We start from the raw sequence: 18,580 nt of genomic DNA on the forward strand, positions 1-18,580 counted from the left end.
AAAACTACTACTTTGCGGGTGACGGCTGCCGCCGCGATGCGGATGGCGACTATTGGATCACCGGTCGTGTGGATGATGTGATCAACGTCTCCGGCCACCGCATGGGCACCGCGGAAGTGGAAAGCGCACTGGTGGCACATGCTGCCGTGGCTGAGGCCGCCGTGGTCGGCTACCCGCATGACATCAAAGGTCAGGGCATCTACTGCTACGTGACGTTGATGAACGATCAGGAGCCGTCTGACGAACTCAAGAAAGAGCTGCGCACCTGGGTGCGGACGGAAATTGGCCCGATTGCCAGCCCGGACCTGATCCAATGGGCGCCTGGCCTTCCCAAAACCCGCTCCGGCAAAATTATGCGCCGCATCCTGCGCAAAATTGCTGAAAACGACTATGGCAGCCTGGGGGATACATCCACATTGGCGGAACCCGCTGTTGTGGACGATCTCATTGAGAACCGCATGAACCGTTAAGATTTCCCCGAAGCCGGGCGTCGATCCATCGCCCGGGTTCACTCCCTGTCAGGCCAGCATTGCGCTGGCCCTTTTTTTATTCCGCCGCTGGTACGGTGGTGCCCCTTGATCGCCGCAACGCCCAAAGCGCACCAACCAAGGCTGGCGCAATACAAACGGCGGACAAAATTGCCGCGACTGCAAACCCCTGTGCTTCAAACACGGGTCGGAAAGCCGCGGTGCCCACAAACATCGCCACATATGTGGTCGCGCTGTAAATACCCAAAATCGCCCCGCGCTGGCTTGGCGACAGCGCTGTGAGCTGCCCGACCAGGATGTTAAGCCCCAGGTGGTTGACCGCGCCCCAAAGCAGACAGACCACAAATATAGCCACTCCCTGCCCCGCCAGAGATGCCATCAGCAAATACACCAGCAGCAACGCAGCAAACACAATGGGGGCGGCTTTTGTGGCGCCAAACCGGTCAATCAACCGATCCAGAGGCGCAACAACTCCAAAGCCAACACCATAAGTCAACGCCGCAAACCCAGCCACACCTGTGGAATAGCCCAGCTCAGTGGTGATATGCGCCCCAAGATATGCATAAAGACCGTAAAAGGCACTCATGAAGGCGACCACAGCCAACAGAACAGGCAATAGACCCGGGACGCGAAAAGCGCGGAACGGAGAAATTATCGCCGTCGCGGGCCGTTCAGCGACCCGCATTTTCCAGATCAAGACAATCAATCCGCCGCTCATAAGTGTCATCAGAATAAAGACCGAACGCCAGTGCAACATATCTGCCAGAACCGCTGCAAACGACACACCCGCAACCAAGCTTAACGTCCAACCGGTCAGCACCTTGCCCAGCGTCGCGCTCTCCTGTCCTTTTGGGGCCACATCCGCCGCCAAGCCATAGGTGGCGGGAAGCGCCAAGCCCGCACCAATTCCAGCCACACCCTGTGCCAGGGTCAAGACAACCAAACTTGGCGCCAGGGCGCTTGCCGTCAAAGCGGCCACCAAAATCACCAAGGCCAGGATCAAAGCACGCTTCAATCCTATCTGATCTGCGCGTGGCGCCAAAAACAGCGCGCTCATCGCGGTGGTCCCACCATAGACCGCTGACGCTTGCATCACATCAGACGCCGCTTTGCCCTCAAACGCCCCCGCCACATCCGCCGCGATTGGGCTCAACACCAACGAGTTGGACCCGACAACCCCAATTGCACACATCAACACCCAGACCGGCTTCATGACACTCTCCGTATTTTTGAGAATGGATAGCCAAATACGGATAAGATGTGTATGTCGTTTTGCGAGAATTGCAAAATTTCGAATGAGATTCAGATGACACTCAAGGACAACCAGGGTTTGGACGCCATAGACCGAAAATTATTAGGGCTTCTGAGCGAGGACGCTGAACAAAGCTACGCCACTTTGGGTGACAAGGTTGGTCTCTCCGCCCCCGCAGTGCATGAACGGGTCAAACGCTACAAAGCCACTGGCCGTATTTCGAGCGTCACCGCACAGCTCGATCCAACAATGACCGGCAAACCGTTTCTGGCCTTTCTGCATGTCGACACCACCGGTTGGGGCAAATCCGCTGCCATGATGGAGTTGCGCGACCTGCCCGAGCTAGAGGAAATCCATTCTGTCACCGGTGATACCTGTATGCTTCTGAAGGTACGTATGCAGGACTCCAAGGCAATGGAGGCGCTGCTCAAGCGGCTCTATGATATGCCGGACGTGGTCAGCACCAAAACCTATGTGGCGCTTTCCACGTATCTAGAACGCCCGGTGCAGGCTGGCATCACCGACTTCTGAGGATGGCTACCGCTGCTCCACACTTTGTGTCGGCACAATCTTTCTGTTGCCTTGGTTAACCCGCCGCCCTAGCGTGCCCAAATGAACGATCATTCAGCCCACCAAGACCGCCCTCTGCTTGGCATCCTTTTGATGCTTGGTTTCTGTGTACTCGCGCCATTGGGCGACGCTGTCGCCAAACTCCTGTCTGGCGCGGTCCCATTGGGGCAACTTGTGTTCATCCGCTTTGCCATCCAAGCGCTGATCCTGATCCCCATTGTGATCGTCACCCGCCGCCCCTGGCGCACTTCGGGGCGCGTATTCAAACTGGTGGTCTGGCGCACCTTGCTGCACATCGCAGGCATTGCCTTTATGTTCACCGCGCTACGCTATTTGCCACTGGCAGACGCAGTGGCCATCGCCTTTGTCATGCCGTTCCTCATGCTGATCCTTGGCAAATACGTGCTTAAAGAAGAGGTTGGCATCCGCCGCCTGATGGCTTGTGTGGTGGGCTTTGCTGGCACGCTCATGGTGATCCAACCCAGCTTTGTCGAAGTCGGCGCCCCTGCCCTATTGCCCCTGGGCGTGGCGGTGATCTTTGCGCTCTTTATGCTGGTCACCCGTCAGATCGCTAAAGACACCGACCCGATTGGCGTGCAGGCGGTCAGCGGCGTTCTTGGTTCTGGCTTCATTGCTGTTGCGCTCTTCATTGGCCAATCACTGAACTGGCCTGCCCTCTCGCTAGCCAGTCCGGACACCCAGTACTGGGGCCTCTTACTGGCCATTGGCGTGATTGGCACCGCCGCACACCTGTTGATGACCTGGAGCTTGCGTTACGCCCCCTCCTCCACCCTCGCCTCGATGCAATATCTGGAGATACCAATCGCCGCTCTGATTGGCTGGCTGGTGTTTGGGGATTGGCCCAACGGTCTCGCAGCACTTGGCATCTGTATCACCATGGGAGCCGGTCTTTATGTGGTGTTCAGGGAGCGGGCCAGCCTGCAGGCGTCGCAAGCAGCTGCTTAACCAACAGTGGCAAAAACGCTTTGGGCAGGATCAACAGCATCCCCGGCGCGTCCATCTCCAACGTAATTGGACCAGTGGCGGCATTTGAGGTGCCAATCATGCCATCCGGGGCAAACGCGATACCGTCAATTGGCCACTTTAGCCCCTTTGAGCGCCCAGACACAGCCCGCATCGGGAAAAGGGACACCCGCGTGCCAGCCGGTACATCTAGCGTCAGACTTGGCGGAGCGACACAGAGCACATCCGTTTCCCCTACCAGAACACAGCGCCGATCCACCCTCCGCACCAACACATTGTATGCCGCCATCTCGTGATCCATGCGCGCGCCGGTGAACCCAACCGCCACCACAAGCGGCGTCTCTATATGGCGCAACGCCTTGTCAAAATCTGTGCTGTCCTGCTCGGTGATTTCGTGCAGCCGCTCCCAGGGAATGCCCGCCGCCTGCACCATATCCAAACTGTCCAGATCACCAATCACCGCCTCCGGAATGTGATCCGCCGCCAAACAATGCGCCGCGCCGCCATCTGCAGCCACCAAAGTCGGGGCCAAAGCCAGTGAGTCGTCTATATCGGAATCATGCAACGATCCCGCCCCAACCAATGTGATTGGTTCCAAACTGTGAACAATCGCCGTCATTTCACCCTGCCAAGCCCCCTTGAAAAGCCTTTCGCCACAATTTGGCCTAGAAATGATACCCTGTCTTCCACAGAATCGGTCACGTTTCGACTTTCCTTAGGTGGTAGTTTGATTGCTGAGTAGTGCAAAGGACCCGCAGAAGATGGTTACCAATAACAAAGTGCTCACGGTGTCTTACGGGACATTCTCCTGCACCCTGGAAGGGTTTGAGGAGTCGTTTGATACAATGAAGGCAATCGCTGAGTATTTCAGGGATCTGGCCGCGGATGACCGGTACTTCGGTGCTGAGCCCCCGACACCGGATGCTGAAATGCTGGCGCGTATCGCAGAAAAAGAAATCGCCCGCCGCGTCAGTGCGCGTTTGGATCATGGCGCAATTGTTTTGAGCGCCGGGGAACCCAAACCCAACGCCGAAGCGCAGCCCGTGGCTGAAGCCGGCCCAGTGGCGCAGCCGGAAGCCGTAGAAGAGACCGTGCCGCAACGTACCCCTGCTGCTGCCGCACCTGTTGCTACACCGGTGGTCGAGGACGTTGTGGAAACGGCCCCCGAACCGGTTGTTGAAGACACACCAGTTGAGGTTGTTGTTGAGGACGTGGTTGACGCCGCAGAGGAAACCCCGATTGCCGAGGACGTGATCGAAGAGGCCCCTGCTGTTGAAGAAAGTCCAGAAGCCGCCGCCGAAGAGGCTGTGGCCGAAGAGTCTCCAGAAGAAGAATCCCCCGTTGAGATAGACGCCGCACCAGCTGAGGTGGCCGAAGCCGACGAGACTGTTGTGGAAGCAGTCGAGGTTGAGGCTGTCGAAGAAACCGCATCTGAGGAAATTACTTCCGAAGACAGCATCACCGACAGCGTGATGGCCGCCATTGCCGAAGACAGCCTGCCAGAAACTGAGGCGGCACCAGTTGCCGAAGCAGTTGAGGAACTTTTGGAAGACGCCGTGGCCGAAAAGGTTGTGACTGAAGAGGCCCCGGTTGAAGCCGCGGAAGAGGTTGTCGAAGATGCGCCTGAAGTGGACCTGGCTGGCATCTCCGCCGCTGTGTCCGCCGTGGACGCCCTGTCCGACGACCAGTTGCAAACCGACGCCGAAGCGGACACCGCCGACTTACTGGTTTTGGACGCACCTGTTGAGGACAGCAGCGAAGATCCATTTGCTGAAGACGTGGCGGAAGACACAACTGAAGCTGCGGATTGGGAAGACGCCGACGATGCACCGGAGTTTGAAGAAAACTCCATCGCCGCCAAACTTGAGCGCATCCGCGCCGTGGTGGCCCGTGTCGAAGCTGAACCCGAAACCGCCGCAGTGGATGCCGAAGATGATCAGCCAGAGCTGACCACCGTTGCCGCATCCGACGAAGGCAACATCTTTGACGAAGACCTCGCGCCGATGGACCTCACCCCAGTAAACCTGGAAGACGACGCCGAGATCGAAGCCGCTGCAGAGCTGGTGGAAGAGATCGTAGAGGCCCCTGCCGCGGTGGAAGATGCCGAAGTGGTTGAGGCCAAGGCGGAGGAAATCGAAGAGGTTGCCGCCGAAGCTGCGTCGGAAGTGGTAAAGCCAAAAGTCCGCCCGCTGCGCGCCCGTGTGGTGCGGATGAAAAAGGCTGACTTTGAGGACGCCGTGGCCTCTGGCCGTCTGGAAGCAGATCCGGAAAACGAGGACGTGATCGACGCGGTTCCAGCTCCGGCAGCCCCAAAGCCAACCAGCTTGACGCCAGAAGACGAGGCCGACTTGCTGGCCGAACTGGCCCAGGTCGAAGCCGAGCTGAAGCAATCTGATGTGGCTGAAGCTGCGCCAAAAGCGGAAGCCCCGGCACCTCAGGCTGAGGCTCCAGTTGTGCGCGACACCTCAGTGGAGCCGGAAGCCCCCAAGCCTGCTGAAGCCCGCCAGCCTCAGCCGGAGCCGGACCTGTCTCGTCTCATGGCCAAAGCCAACAGCGAAATGGAAGAGCCGCAGGGCAAAGGCCGTCGCAGCGCGATTGCGCATCTGCGCGCCGCCGTGGCCGCAACCCGCGCCGAAAAACGTGCCGGCAGCAACGCCACAGGCAAAGACGATACGGTGGCATACCGTGACGACCTAGCCTCCGTTGTGCGCGCCGTGCCTGGTGGCAAAACCGGTGAGGCCAAGCCGTCCAAATCCGCCGCTGCTCCGCTGAAACTGGTGGCTGCACAGCGTGTTGATACCACCGAACAAAGCACACCCGAACAACCCGCTCAACCAGAGCCTCAAAGTGTAGAAAAAGCCCCCCGCCGCGTCCCTGTTCGTCCGCGCCGGGTGTCTTCTGGCCAACTGGACCGCGAAGAAGCCGCGAAGTCCGCTGCCCCGGTCAGCGCCAAAGGCTCCACATTGAGCGGGTTTGCAGACTACGCCGCCAGCATGGGCGCAACCCAACTGCCGGAAAGCACTGAAGCCGCAGCGGCGTATCTGACTTATGTAGAAGGTTTGGAACGCTTCTCTCGTCCGATGCTGATGCGCATGTCACGCGACGTGAACATTCCACAGTTCACCCGCGAAGAAGGCCTGCGTGCCTTTGGCCAACTGCTGCGCGACAAGAAGATCGACAAAGTGGCCGGTGGCCGGTTCACCGCCAACGCCTCGATCAACTTCAAGCCACGTGACAGCAAAGCCGGTTAAGACGCGCTAAATTTGCAAAGCAAAAGCCCGATCAACCGATCGGGCTTTTCACTTTTGCAGCAGCCGCTTGCGCAGCCGTTCATCCGGCAAGGCGCACATATCGCTTTTGCCAAACATCGCATAGCGATTGCGCGCAGTCCGGCGGTAGATCCAATCCTGCACCCCACGCGGCAAAATCCGCAGCACCCGCAACCCATGCCCAACGCCGCCAACCTCTTGTCCGACACGGATTATTGCATCGAGCGACCCATAGGCCTGACCGTCCATAATCAGCAGCCAGCTTTCCGGGTCGTCAGGCTTCAACCCATAGTGCCCCATCAATGCCGTGCCCAACGGGGTCTGCCCCGGACAAATCCGAAACACCTCAACCCGATCAAATCGCGCAATCATGCGCGCGCCAAAACTGCACAGCACGCACTCCCCGTCCATCACCGTGAGCGGTTCGCTGTCATCAAACGGCGGCACCGCAGGATCGTCCCGATAAGAAAAAGAAGTGCGTGGGATCAACTCAGCTATGCGACACTCTCCCGTGCGCTATGAAGAGCCGCAACCCCTCACTTCCGAACACCCACAAAAACGCAAAACGGCGACATCTTGGTGTCGCCGCTCGCTAACTTTATGCAAGATCACCCTATGGATCGTCGTCAAACCGCCGCTTCGGCACGTCCGGGTCTGCCTGACCAATGCCTTTGAACACAGACTTAAACGGCAGGATCCACACAATCCCAAGCACCACATAGAGCAGCAAGGTCACCCAAATCGACTCCGGCGCAAGTGTCGTCGCCAAAACAGACGCCACCAGAATGTAGATTGGCAAGCCAACTAGCAACACCAGCAGCGCCACACGACGACGGGCTTTGTAACTCAATGCCATGTCAGTCTCCTTTCAGAGGCTTACGCGATCAATCGGCAAACGGATCGGTGACCAGAATGGTGTCTTCGCGCTCCGGGCTGGTCGACAACAGCGCTACAGGGCACTCGATCAGCTCTTCTACACGCTTCACATATTTCACCGCATTGGCTGGCAGATCGTTCCAGCTGCGCGCGCCTTCGGTGGTCTCGCTCCAGCCATCAATCTCTTCATAAATCGGCTTACACCGCGCCTGCTGATCCGCTGCTGTTGGTAGGTAATCCAGGGTTTCGCCGTCCAGCTCATAGCCGACGCAGATCTTCAGCTTTTCAAAACCATCCAGAACATCCAGCTTGGTCAGGCAGATGCCTTTGATGCCAGAGGTGGCACAGGTCTGGCGCACCAGAGCCGCATCAAACCAACCACATCGGCGCTGACGACCGGTGGTGGTGCCAAATTCGTGGCCACGGGTGCCAAGACGCTCGCCATCCGCATCAGGCGAGCCATCCGCGTTCAACAATTCGGTTGGGAACGGCCCCTCACCCACGCGAGTGGTATAAGCTTTCACAATGCCCAGCACATAATCAATCGAACCCGGACCAATGCCCACACCGGTGGCTGCCTGACCGGCAATCACGTTGGACGAGGTCACAAACGGATAGGTGCCAAAATCGATGTCCAGCAACGCGCCTTGCGCGCCCTCAAAAAGGATCCGCTTGCCCGCTTTGCGCTTTTCGTTCAGCACTTTCCAAACCGGCGCCGCGTAAGGCAGGATTTTCCCGGCAACCTCTTTCAGCTGCGCCACCAGCGCATCGCGGTCAATGGCTTCCACGCCCAGACCTTTGCGCAGCGGATCATGGTGCTGCAACGCGCGATCCACCCGCGCTTCCAGCGTGGCGTCGTCGGCCAGATCGGCCACACGGATCGCACGACGGCCTACTTTGTCTTCATAGGCCGGGCCAATGCCGCGACCAGTGGTGCCAATCTTGGTGCCTTTAGAGGCCGCCTCTTCACGTGCGCGGTCCAGCTCACCGTGAAACGGCATGATCAGCGGCGTGTTTTCCGCAATCATCAGCGTCTCAGGAGAGATTTCCACGCCCTGCGCCCGCACGGTTTCGATTTCGTTCAGCAAGTGCCAAGGATCCAGCACCACTCCGTTGCCGATCACCGACAGTTTGCCACCGCGCACCACACCAGATGGCAGCGCATGCAGCTTATACACCTTGCTATCAATGACCAGCGTGTGGCCCGCGTTGTGCCCGCCCTGGAATCGCGCGATGACATCGGCACGTTCGCTGAGCCAATCAACGATCTTACCTTTTCCTTCATCGCCCCACTGAGCGCCTACAACAACAACATTGGCCATATCCGGTCCTTTGCAGAGAGTTCAAACCCGCGCCCTTTTAGCCATGTTGTTGGGGTTGGGAAACCACAAACTGTGTCGCAGACTGGACAGAAGCCGCCTTTTTGCGCGAGGATTGGGAAAAAACACAGGCAACACATCTGAGGGGACAGAGATGGGGCTCTTGTTACGCTGGCTGGTCGCCTTTCTGTTGTTGGCAGCAACCTACAATCCAACGGAGGTCAATTATGTTGTCTGGGCGCAGGCCAACTACGCCGAAGAACTGCCCTTAACGGTGCTGCTCGGCCTCCTGCTTCTGATCGGATACGTGATCTACCTGCGCGCCACCCTGCGCTCGATTGGGGCCTTTGGCATGAGTGTGGTGCTAGCCGTGCTCGCGGCTGTCGCTTGGGTACTGCACGACTACAACATGCTCAGCCTTGACAATGGCGCGGTGAACATATGGCTCGCCATCCTGGCGTTGTCGATTGTTCTGGGCATTGGCCTCGGATGGTCCATTGTACGCCGCATGCTGACCGGTCAGGTGGATGTGGACGACGTCGAGGCATAGGCTTGCAAAAAAACGCCAACAGGCCGCAATCTCTGCGAAAAATCCCTTTCCAAAATCTGTAGCATAACCACCATAAGGTGTGGATCGCCCCGCCCACGCACCCTATAAATGCGCATACATTTAGAAAATTTCCGGAATCACAATGTTCGCGCAGTTTCCAAAGGCAGCCCTTCTCCCAATCCTAGCTACGACTTTGACCGCCTGCGGCGGTGGATCCTCGTCTCCAGTCCCCTTCACCAGCATGTCAGAGCTACCCGCCGACGGGGCTGTTGAACTGCAAGGACAGGCACATACGGCCGCCTACACCACAAATTCGGCTGATGGCACCACCACATTCAGCGAACCGAGTGAGTCTCAGGACAGTTCAATTACCATAACCTATGAAGACGGCAGGCCAACCGGGATTTCAGCCTCCGCAGGAGACAGCAAATTTCGCTTTGGTTCACACAAATTAGAAGCAGTCGAAGTTTACCAAGACACCATCAACTTTTACATCGAAGCCGAAGATGACTCCGATTACGGCTATGACTACCACCGCGACCCAGGCTCTGCCAAATTCGCCAATTCTGGCTCGATGAATCTCGATCATATGACCTTCGGAACTTGGTATGATATCGACCGAGAATCCCCTATAGCTAGCGCCGGTCATTACGGTGCGCCGACTCCAAAGGCGGCAGTGCCGAGCAGCGGCACTGCGAGTTATCGTGGCAAGGGATTCGGGATCGCAAATCACGACGGCATCCATAACGAAACCAACTTTGATGTGGCCGTGACGACATCCGATTTCAGCGCAATCTCGGTTCAAAGTTCAAATACAACGTGGCGTGAAGGCGGTGTCAAAAAACTGAATGACGGCACCCGCCAAATCGTTCATGATGCGAGCGCCCTAGATTTTTCCGGTACCGGTCAAATTGATGGCTCGGGCTTCAACGCAAACCTCACCTCCTCTGCTGCAGGCACCGGAACTGCAACCGGCAGCTTTTATGGCCCAAACGCTGAAGAAGTCGGTGGAAGCTTTGCGATCAGCGGCTCGGGCAGCACCCATATCGGCGCCTTCGGTGCCTCGCGCTAAGCCGGCTTTGCCAAATTGACTGGTTGACCATGCGGCGTGGCGAGATAGGCCTCCGTCCACGCCGTTTTTAGGTGCTGAAGCGCACCCACGTCGGCTATGCCGATGTCAGCTAAGAATCCCTCAAGCGTTTCCAGCCACGCGTTGAAGTAATCCTCCCCGCCATCCAACTCCTTGGTCAACCCATGTGCCTTAAGCGTTGCGCCAAAGCGCTCCGCCCAAGCCGACCATTCAAAATGCCCCGCTTCGTTGAGTGCCACGGTGATCGCAAAGGCCTGCGCGTGCCACGGCTCCGAAAACGCGGGTTCCGGCTTGTCGCCACACCAGGTCATTGCACCGGCTCCAGATAGCTCTGCCACAGGTCCAACACGACCTCATCGCGTGGGTCCGCTTCACTGCCCCACAACTCCTGCGCCGTAAATCGCACCGCATACAACGGCTCCGCCGCCTCCCCCTGAAAATGTGCATTGCTGTCGGGAAACACATGCGCGCCATGCAGCAACACAACCGCGCCAACAGCCCCCGCCGCATAAGCTGGCAACCGCGTATGCCCGCCCGGTACCGTCACATTGCGCGTGATCCGACGGGTTTTCACCTTCGTGCCAACCGCAAACTGTAGCGCACCTCCGTCCCGCGTGTAGGGGCTGCCGTTCATCAGTACCGCTTCAACCATCTCCGGCTTCGCAGCTTTCTCGGCAACCGGCGACACCCCGGCCGCCTGCCCGCTGGCCAGCTCGTCCGCGGTCACGACACCCCGATCCACCATCAGATCCGCCAGTCCGCCCATCCATTTTTCATAATAGCTGAACGCCATGTAATCCTGCGGGTCCAGCAACTCCCGCGCATGACGGGACGCATCAATATTCCACTGGCCTAAAAATCCGCAGGCCACATTCAGAGCCAACGCCCGTTTGTGCCAGTCTTTGGCTTCACCAAAAACATACCCATCCTGTGGATCCACCGGCCCAGTGCCCAAACGGCCACCCATATCGTGAATACGGCTCATGCCTCTGGCTCCTGCGCTAAAGCGGTGCCAATCATGCTGTCGCGTGTGACCAGTGCTGCCAGCTCTTCCTCGCTGAAGCCCTCCGTGCCTGCAGGCCGCTGCGGCACCACCAAATAGCGCACCTCCGCAGTGCTGTCCCACACCCGCACTTTCTTGCCTTCAGGCAATGTCACCCCAAACTCTGCCAACACCGCGCGTGGTTCGCGCACCGACCGCGCGCGATAGGCGTCCGACTTGTACCACCCCGGCGGAATGCCGAGCAAAGGCCACGGGTAACAGCTGCACAGGGTGCAAACGACCATATTGTGCACGTCGTATGTGTTCTCAACAAACACCATATGCTCCCCCTGCCGCCCGTAGAGCCCCATCTCCTGAAGTGTTGGCATCGGGTCTTCGATCATCTGCTTGTGAAAGCCCGGATCGCTCCACATCTTGGCCACCACCTTGGCACCGTTCTGTGGGCCAATCTTGTTTTGGTAGAGGTCAATGATCTCATCCAAGGCAGCTGGATCCACCAAGCCTTTGGCCGTCAGCAGAGATTCAAGCGCCTTAACCCGCAACGCGGGGTCTGATGGCAGGTGAGAATGCGGGTGGTCATGATCATGTGGCATGACCGCACCCTGCCACCGGTGTACCACTCTGTCCAGTTACGCATGAGGTCGCTTTAGTCGTTTCTTTTACGCACTGGAGGTTCTGGCTCAACCGGCAGATCCACTTTCATCGCAGTACGGATCAAATGTGATTGAGACTTCGACGCTGTCTTCTCCAAAACTGACGAAATTTGATTGCGCGTGCTGCCCACACTCACATCGCGATGCTCAGCAATGTCTTTGACAGACGCGCCATTGACCAACAGACGGCTCACTTCAGCCTCCGCCTGCGTCAGAGCAAAAATTGATGCAAGCCCCTCCACCTCGATGTGATCTCCAACAGTCACGTCCTTAATCAACAAAATCGCCATCTGTTCCGCCGACGGATCATCGCCCATCATCTCCGCCAACGGACATAAAGAGGCAATGTACGCGGTCCGGCCACTAGGTCGCTCAAAAACATAATGCGCACGGTCAGCACCACTTTTGTCACCCGCTGCATAGGATTGAAGCTGCGCCAAAAGCTGTGCTCCCTGGGTCTTGGCAACGCCAGAAAACCGCAACTGCTGCGACGCATCCAGCGCCACCCCATCCTGCTGCACGGACAGCTCTTCAAACCGCCGATTGTGATGCACCACAGTCCCGTCACGCGCCACCACCGCAATGCCAAGTGTCATACGATCCAGCGCTGCACTGACCGCCTTGAACCGCGCCTGCAGCAGCCGAAAAGGCCGCATCATCTCCAGTGCCGCCGCAAAGTGCTGCATATATGCCGGCGCATCGTCTTTAGCCCAGGCGCTAAGGCCGGAATGGTTCAGCGGAAAATTCAGCGTGATGGAATCAAACCAAAGCGGCGTGATGGAAAGCCGTGCCGCGTAGCGCTTATCTAAGCCAAGATTGTCCCGCTGCCATTGCGTGCCCGCGCTGATGTCATCCCCCAGATCATTGGCATCTTCTTCAGACATGAACAAAAACCGTTTGTTCAACGCACCAACTTTGCGCACTATCTTTTGCTCATCTTGGCCAAACAACTGCATAAACTCTGCTACTTTTTCAGCGATGTCCGCCGGGCTGAAATACACCTGCGACACCACCGGTTCGACCACATCATTGATCAGGATCGACGACCCCGCGGCACCATAACGGCTGGCAAACCGCGCCAATGCAGGCTCAAACGCCGGCTCTCTTGTGGCAGACCGATAAATCTCGGAAATCAGGCTATGATCGATGTCCATGATGAGAGCTATCTCTTAGGGATTGGAAGCCCGCCCCGGGGCGAAGCAAAGATATTACCACCTGAGCAAAAAAACATACGACCGCGAAAAAGCACTTAACACGTGAAGCGTGGTTTTGCGGCCTCATGTGTAATCTTGCACATGCGACGACTCATTCCCCGTGACACAACCAATCTGCCCCGTGAGTGGTGGCATTTTGCCAAAGCCTTTTTATCACCAACCTTTTGTACATCCCTGCCCGGCGGTGTCTGTAAGACGCCGTCGGGTCTTTCATATCCGGCGACACGCTTTCCGGCCCTGTCCTTTCTCTGCTCTGAAGCCTTCTCTGACGCCCTCGCGCACAAAGAGCCGCAAATCCACCTTGCCCCCCGCCGCAAACTTGCCTACATACGCCGCTAGAAAATCCGAACGCTCGCAGTACAGGTCCCAATGGAAAACGTTGTCCTCATCATCCACCTTCTTCTGGCTTTGGCGCTGATCGGCGTCGTTTTGGTGCAACGGTCCGAAGGCGGCGGCCTAGGAATGGGTGGCGGCGGCGGTGCCGTCTCCGGCCGCGCAGCAGCCACCGCGCTGACCCGCGTGACTTGGATCCTCGCAGCAGCGTTTATCTGCACCTCGATCGCCCTGACCGTGATCGCAGCGAAAAACTCTTCTTCCAGCTCGGTGTTTGACCGTCTGGGCACTTCCGCCCCTGCGGCAGAAGAAACCGCACCAACTCTGCCGGGCGCTGGCGACTCGCTGTTGCCACCGTCTGAAGGCGACAACGCCCCATTGGTGCCACGCGCTGATTAAACGTCGCGCAGTTTAGAACACAGTCTGGCGGTCTCTCGGGGCCGCCTGATTTTTTGCCCCCATCGGGCATCCACCACAGCTTGAGGGCCATACGCCAACCGCAACAGCATCTTGCGGTCCGGTTGCCTTTTGGCTTCGAATCCTATAAGACTTAAGTCCCGTGATGCTGGGTCAAATTTGCAGGCGAATCTGCACTGACTTGGGCGCTGCTACATCGACAACACGTCCGACCAAAGGGTCGACAATCACGGGGGATGCCACAGACATGGCGCGCTACATTTTCATTACGGGTGGGGTTGTTTCTTCGCTGGGCAAAGGTCTGGCATCAGCGGCTTTGGGTGCGCTGCTGCAAGCACGGGGCTACACCGTGCGTCTGCGCAAGCTGGATCCCTATCTGAACGTAGATCCCGGCACCATGTCCCCGTTTGAGCACGGCGAAGTGTTTGTCACCGACGATGGTGCGGAAACTGACCTCGACCTCGGCCACTACGAGCGCTTCACCGGTGTGCCTGCCCGCATGACCGATTCCGTCTCTTCCGGCCGCGTCTACTCCAATGTGCTGGAGAAAGAGCGCCGCGGCGACTACCTCGGCAAAACCATTCAAGTTGTCCCCCACGTCACCAACGAGATCAAAGACTTCTTGCATGTCGGCGACGACGAAGTCGACTTCATGCTCTGCGAAATCGGCGGCACCGTCGGCGACATTGAGGGCCTGCCTTTCTTTGAAGCCATCCGCCAATTCAGCCATGACAAACCACGCGGCGAATGTATCTTCATGCACCTGACGCTGCTGCCTTATTTGGCTGCTTCCGGTGAGCTCAAGACCAAACCAACCCAGCACTCCGTGAAAGAACTGCAATCGATTGGTATTGCCCCTGACGTTCTGGTCTGTCGCTCCGAGCAACCAATCCCCGACAAAGAGCGCCAGAAGATCGCGCTGTTCTGTAACGTTCGCAAAGAGCATGTGGTAGCTGCCTACGATCTGAAATCGATCTACGAAGCCCCGCTGGCCTACCACCGCGAAGGTCTCGACCAGGCTGTGCTGGATGCCTTTGGCATCGCCCCGGCCCCGCGCCCGGACCTGAGCGTCTGGGAAGACGTGAACGACCGCATCCACAACACCGATGGTCAGGTCAACGTGGCTGTGGTGGGCAAATACACCCAGCTTGAGGACGCTTATAAATCCTTCAAAGAGGCGCTGACCCACGGCGGCATGGCCAACCGGGTAAAAGTCAAAGTCAGCTGGGTGGACGCAGAAGTCTTCGACAAAGAAGACGCCGCGCCCTACCTGGAAGGCTACGACGCCATTCTGGTGCCCGGCGGCTTTGGCGAACGCGGCACTGAAGGCAAGATCAAAGCGGCGCAATACGCGCGCGAACACAAGATCCCTTACTTCGGCATCTGCCTCGGCATGCAAATGGCGGTGATCGAAGCGGCCCGCAACAAGGCTGGCATCGCGGATGCGGGCTCTGAGGAATTTGACCACGAAACCGGAAAAACTCGTTTTGAGCCGGTGGTCTACCACCTCAAAGAATGGGTTCAGGGCAACGCCAAGGTCACCCGTAAGGCAACCGACGCCAAAGGCGGCACCATGCGCCTGGGGTCTTACAACGCCAGCCTGAACGAAGGCTCCAAAGTGGCGGAAGTCTACGGCAGTACCTCGATTGAGGAACGCCACCGTCACCGCTATGAGGTCGACATCAAATACCGCGAGCAACTCGAAGCCTGCGGTCTGCGCTTCTCCGGCATGAGCCCGGACGGTCGCCTGCCGGAAATTGTCGAATGGGAAGATCACCCATGGTTCATCGGTGTACAGTTCCACCCGGAGCTCAAATCCAAGCCGTTTGACCCACACCCACTGTTCCGCGACTTCGTGCGCGCCGCCAAAGAAAACAGCCGCTTGGTCTAACCAGAACGGCCTGCATCAAGACGACACAATAGGCGCGGCTCTCCGGACCGCGCCTTTTTTACGCCCCGCTCTCAGACAGCCCCAAATCTTCCTTTGTCCCCAAATATCCTGGGGTGAAGGGACGCTTGGCGTCCCTGAGGGGCAATGCCCCTACACGCAACCAGCCTCACATATGACGCGCGCGGCATGTTTCTCCCCCTAAGCCGCGCTTGACCAAACGGTCAATTCGACCTGAAACTCCGTCGCAATTGTTTACCCTATTGAGGATGCCCCGGATGCCTTTTCTCGCGCGTATTTTGACCACAGCCACACTGTCCCTGACCGCCCTGCCAGCCACCGCCGCCAATGCGCCTTCCGACAAACTCCTCGAGCTGATCCGCGACAACGGTTGCCAGATGACCGCGGTGGAAGCCGGAGAGATGTTGCCCAAACATGGTTTCACGCCCGATCAAACCCGTGACATCATCCGCGACTGGGATGAAAAAGGCTGGCTAGACGGCCATGGCTTTGCCGGCATCAAACTTTCGGACGCCGGCTGCAAGGGCTAGGCCTGCTCTGGCGGGTGTTGCATACGGCACCGCCCGCACGCTTTATGGTGACGCTGACGTCACTTTTTGCACCTCCGCAAAACAGTCGTGATACCGACGTATTACCGACACGAATTTTGCAGGTTAACACGCCCCTTCCCAATAGCATTTGACCCTCCTGCTGCGGCCCGCTACCAAACTGGCAACTCCGGCAAAAGGGCATCGGCCATGATCTACAAATCTGCGCAAGACTGGCGCGACGCAGCGCAGAAAAAAGTGCTGCTCTTTGGCATGTCCGGACTGGGGAAAACTCACATTTCCAATACCTTGCGCGACAATGGTGATTGGTTCCACTACTCCATCGACTACCGCATCGGCACCCGCTACATGGGCGAACACATCACTGATAACGCCAAACGCGAGGCGATGAAGGTCCCCTTCCTGCGCGAACTCCTGATGAGTGACAGCATCTACATCGGCTCCAACATCACCTTCAACAACCTCGCCCCCCTCTCCACCTACCTCGGCAAGCCCGGCAACCCAGAAAAAGGCGGCCTGCCCTTTGCCGACTACATGCTGCGCCAACGCCAGCACCGCACCGCTGAAATGGCCGCTTTGATGGACACCGAGCCTTTCATTTCACGCGCCCATGATCTTTATGGGTATGACCATTTTGTCTGTGATACCGGCGGATCGATTTGCGAGGTTGTCGACGCAGACGATCCCAAAGATCCAATCCTGACCTCCCTGTCACAAAACACGCTCATGGTCTGGATCAAAGGCTCGGATGCCCACACCGAAGAGCTGGTGCGCCGTTTTGATAAGGCACCTAAGCCGATGTATTATCAGCCGGAATTCCTGCTGGAGTGCTGGCACGCCTATCTCGATGAAACAGGTCAGGACGAAAGTGTCGTGGACCCGGATGCCTTTGTGCGCTGGACCTACGCCCGCGCGCTGGCCCACCGCCAGCCCCGCTATGAGGCCATGTCCCGTTGGGGCGTGACCGTGACTGCCGAGGCGGTCTCACAGGTCTCCACAGCGGCTGATTTCGTCGACGTGATCGCCACAGCCCTTGAGCATCCCGCGATCCCCGCCTAACTATGGCCCTCACGCCTTTTCAACCATCTAACAGATAAAGAGACTGACATGCCCATCAAGATCCCCGCCGACCTACCCGCCTTTGACGTGCTCAAGCACGAAGGCGTTATGGTCATGGCCGCGGATCAGGCCTCCCGCCAGGACATCCGTCCGATGCGTATTGGGCTTCTTAACCTGATGCCGAAGAAAATTCAGACGGAAAACCAGTTTGCCCGTCTGATCGGCGCCACCCCGTTGCAGCTGGAATTGTCGCTCATCCGTATGTCCGAGCACAAAACTCGCAACACGGCGGCCGAACATATGGCGGAATTTTACCGCCCGTTTCAGGAGGTTAAGGACTCAGGAGAAAAGTTCGACGGACTTATCATCACTGGCGCGCCAATCGAGCATTTGCCGTTTGACGAGGTCACCTATTGGAAAGAACTCTGCGAGGTTTTTGACTGGACCCGCACCCATGTGCACTCCACCTTCGGCGTCTGCTGGGGTGGCATGGCCATGATCAACTATTTCCACGGCGTGCAAAAACACATCCTGAATCACAAAGCGTTTGGCTGCTTCCGCCATCAAAACCTCGCCCATTCCTCTCCGTATTTGCGCGGTTTCTCAGACGATTGCGTGATCCCCGTAAGCCGCTGGACCGAAATCCGCCAGGACGAAGTTGACGCCCGTCCGGAGCTGCGCACGCTGCTGCACTCTGAGGACGTTGGGCCGTGCTTGATCGAAGCGCCAAAAACGCGAGATCTGTTTATTTTCAACCACTTCGAATACGACAGTGACACGTTGAAACAGGAGTACGATCGCGACGTGGCTGAAGGCACGACCATCAATGTGCCGTCAAACTACTATCCAAATGACGATCCTTCCAACCCGCCGCAAAACCGCTGGCGCAGCCACGCGCACCTGCTCTACGGCAACTGGGTGTCAGAGATATATCAAACCACGCCGTTTGACATGTCCCGCATTGGCCATGAAATCACAGACCTGCGCGCCTAAGCTCGGCGCGCCGCCATCCTGATTGCACTGACGTGCAGGACACCCCATATTGG

20 protein-coding genes are annotated in these 18,580 nt (G+C 57.8%); 11 read left to right on the forward strand and 9 right to left on the reverse strand.

Features of this window, described 5'->3' with window-relative positions; genetic code table 11:
• Nucleotides 1-470 (forward strand): AMP-binding enzyme (locus tag JXR15_RS05530; RefSeq protein ID WP_422052255.1); only part of this gene is annotated, 470 nt, incomplete at its 5' end.
• A gap of 76 nt (nt 471-546) precedes the next feature.
• Here the strand turns inward: JXR15_RS05530 and JXR15_RS05535 are convergent.
• Nucleotides 547-1,701, reverse strand: coding sequence for an MFS transporter (locus tag JXR15_RS05535; RefSeq protein WP_422052256.1), 1,155 nt, complete (start codon nt 1,699-1,701; stop codon nt 547-549).
• A gap of 93 nt (nt 1,702-1,794) precedes the next feature.
• Between JXR15_RS05535 and JXR15_RS05540 the strand changes: the two genes are divergently transcribed.
• Both JXR15_RS05540 and JXR15_RS05545 read left to right on the forward strand, forming a co-directional pair.
• Nucleotides 1,795-2,271, forward strand: a complete 477-nt coding sequence (locus JXR15_RS05540; protein WP_422052257.1) for an Lrp/AsnC family transcriptional regulator — start codon at nt 1,795-1,797, stop codon at nt 2,269-2,271.
• 81 nt (nt 2,272-2,352) lie between these two features.
• Entirely contained in the window at nt 2,353-3,276 is a 924-nt protein-coding gene (locus JXR15_RS05545) for a DMT family transporter (RefSeq protein ID WP_422052258.1), read from the forward strand.
• Here the strand turns inward: JXR15_RS05545 and JXR15_RS05550 are convergent.
• On the reverse strand, nt 3,233-3,913 hold the full coding sequence (locus JXR15_RS05550) for a thiamine diphosphokinase (RefSeq protein ID WP_422052259.1): 681 nt from the start codon (nt 3,911-3,913) through the stop codon (nt 3,233-3,235). The genes JXR15_RS05545 and JXR15_RS05550 overlap by 44 nt on opposite strands.
• Before the next feature lie 142 nt (nt 3,914-4,055).
• Here JXR15_RS05550 and JXR15_RS05555 point away from each other — a divergent pair, with 142 nt between their 5' ends.
• Nucleotides 4,056-6,545, forward strand: a complete 2,490-nt coding sequence (locus JXR15_RS05555; RefSeq protein WP_422052260.1) for a hypothetical protein — start codon at nt 4,056-4,058, stop codon at nt 6,543-6,545.
• 48 nt (nt 6,546-6,593) lie between these two features.
• Here the strand turns inward: JXR15_RS05555 and JXR15_RS05560 are convergent, their stop codons facing one another.
• The 3 genes from JXR15_RS05560 to JXR15_RS05570 all read right to left on the reverse strand — a co-directional run bounded on the left by JXR15_RS05560 (nt 6,594) and on the right by JXR15_RS05570 (nt 8,761).
• The gene (locus JXR15_RS05560; RefSeq protein ID WP_422052261.1) at nt 6,594-7,052 is read right to left on the reverse strand and encodes a thiol-disulfide oxidoreductase DCC family protein; all 459 of its coding nucleotides are present in this window, start codon (nt 7,050-7,052) and stop codon (nt 6,594-6,596) included.
• Between the two features lie 124 nt (nt 7,053-7,176).
• Complete coding sequence (locus JXR15_RS05565; RefSeq protein WP_422052262.1) at nt 7,177-7,419, reverse strand: DUF2842 domain-containing protein; 243 nt, start codon at nt 7,417-7,419, stop codon at nt 7,177-7,179.
• Nucleotides 7,420-7,447: 28 nt separating this feature from the next.
• A complete protein-coding gene (locus JXR15_RS05570) occupies nt 7,448-8,761 on the reverse strand; it encodes an adenylosuccinate synthase (protein ID WP_422052263.1) in 1,314 nt (437 codons plus the stop codon).
• A 151-nt stretch (nt 8,762-8,912) separates the two neighbouring features.
• Here JXR15_RS05570 and JXR15_RS05575 point away from each other — a divergent pair, with 151 nt between their 5' ends.
• Both JXR15_RS05575 and JXR15_RS05580 read left to right on the forward strand, forming a co-directional pair.
• On the forward strand, nt 8,913-9,308 hold the full coding sequence (locus tag JXR15_RS05575; RefSeq protein WP_422052264.1) for a DUF6524 family protein: 396 nt from the start codon (nt 8,913-8,915) through the stop codon (nt 9,306-9,308).
• A 142-nt stretch (nt 9,309-9,450) separates the two neighbouring features.
• A complete protein-coding gene (locus JXR15_RS05580) occupies nt 9,451-10,380 on the forward strand; it encodes a transferrin-binding protein-like solute binding protein (protein ID WP_422052265.1) in 930 nt (309 codons plus the stop codon).
• Here JXR15_RS05580 and JXR15_RS05585 read toward each other — a convergent pair.
• The 4 genes from JXR15_RS05585 to JXR15_RS05600 are packed head-to-tail and all read right to left on the reverse strand — an operon-like array spanning nt 10,377 to nt 13,208.
• Entirely contained in the window at nt 10,377-10,709 is a 333-nt protein-coding gene (locus tag JXR15_RS05585) for a nitrile hydratase accessory protein (protein WP_422052266.1), read from the reverse strand. The genes JXR15_RS05580 and JXR15_RS05585 overlap by 4 nt on opposite strands.
• Entirely contained in the window at nt 10,706-11,383 is a 678-nt protein-coding gene (gene nthB / locus JXR15_RS05590) for a nitrile hydratase subunit beta (RefSeq protein WP_422052267.1), read from the reverse strand. Before nthB ends, JXR15_RS05585 begins: the two co-directional genes overlap by 4 nt.
• A complete protein-coding gene (gene nthA, locus JXR15_RS05595) occupies nt 11,380-11,994 on the reverse strand; it encodes a nitrile hydratase subunit alpha (protein WP_422052268.1) in 615 nt (204 codons plus the stop codon). The genes nthB and nthA overlap by 4 nt, the downstream gene beginning before the upstream one ends.
• A 53-nt stretch (nt 11,995-12,047) precedes the next feature.
• Nucleotides 12,048-13,208 carry a helix-turn-helix transcriptional regulator gene (locus tag JXR15_RS05600; protein WP_422052269.1) on the reverse strand — a complete coding sequence of 387 codons (1,161 nt, stop codon included), beginning with the start codon at nt 13,206-13,208 and terminating at the stop codon, nt 12,048-12,050.
• Between the two features lie 429 nt (nt 13,209-13,637).
• On the opposite strand from JXR15_RS05600, the gene secG reads away from it, so the two are divergent.
• The 5 genes from secG (at nt 13,638) to metA (ending at nt 18,527) form a co-directional block, all read left to right on the forward strand.
• The gene (gene secG / locus JXR15_RS05605) at nt 13,638-14,000 is read left to right on the forward strand and encodes a preprotein translocase subunit SecG (protein ID WP_422052270.1); all 363 of its coding nucleotides are present in this window, start codon (nt 13,638-13,640) and stop codon (nt 13,998-14,000) included.
• Nucleotides 14,001-14,265: 265 nt separating this feature from the next.
• Nucleotides 14,266-15,909: a CTP synthase gene (locus JXR15_RS05610; RefSeq protein ID WP_422052271.1), complete on the forward strand. Its 1,644-nt coding sequence runs from the start codon at nt 14,266-14,268 to the stop codon at nt 15,907-15,909.
• 275 nt (nt 15,910-16,184) lie between these two features.
• Complete coding sequence (locus JXR15_RS05615; protein ID WP_422052272.1) at nt 16,185-16,457, forward strand: hypothetical protein; 273 nt, start codon at nt 16,185-16,187, stop codon at nt 16,455-16,457.
• A 207-nt stretch (nt 16,458-16,664) separates the two neighbouring features.
• The gene (locus JXR15_RS05620) at nt 16,665-17,534 is read left to right on the forward strand and encodes an ATPase (protein ID WP_422052273.1); all 870 of its coding nucleotides are present in this window, start codon (nt 16,665-16,667) and stop codon (nt 17,532-17,534) included.
• Nucleotides 17,535-17,582: 48 nt separating this feature from the next.
• Nucleotides 17,583-18,527 carry a homoserine O-acetyltransferase MetA gene (gene metA, locus JXR15_RS05625; protein WP_422052274.1) on the forward strand — a complete coding sequence of 315 codons (945 nt, stop codon included), beginning with the start codon at nt 17,583-17,585 and terminating at the stop codon, nt 18,525-18,527.
• Nucleotides 18,528-18,580: the final 53 nt, after the last annotated feature.

The sequence above is a fragment of the Shimia sp. genome, from assembly GCF_049116215.1.
Classification (GTDB): Bacteria; Pseudomonadota; Alphaproteobacteria; order Rhodobacterales; family Rhodobacteraceae; genus Shimia.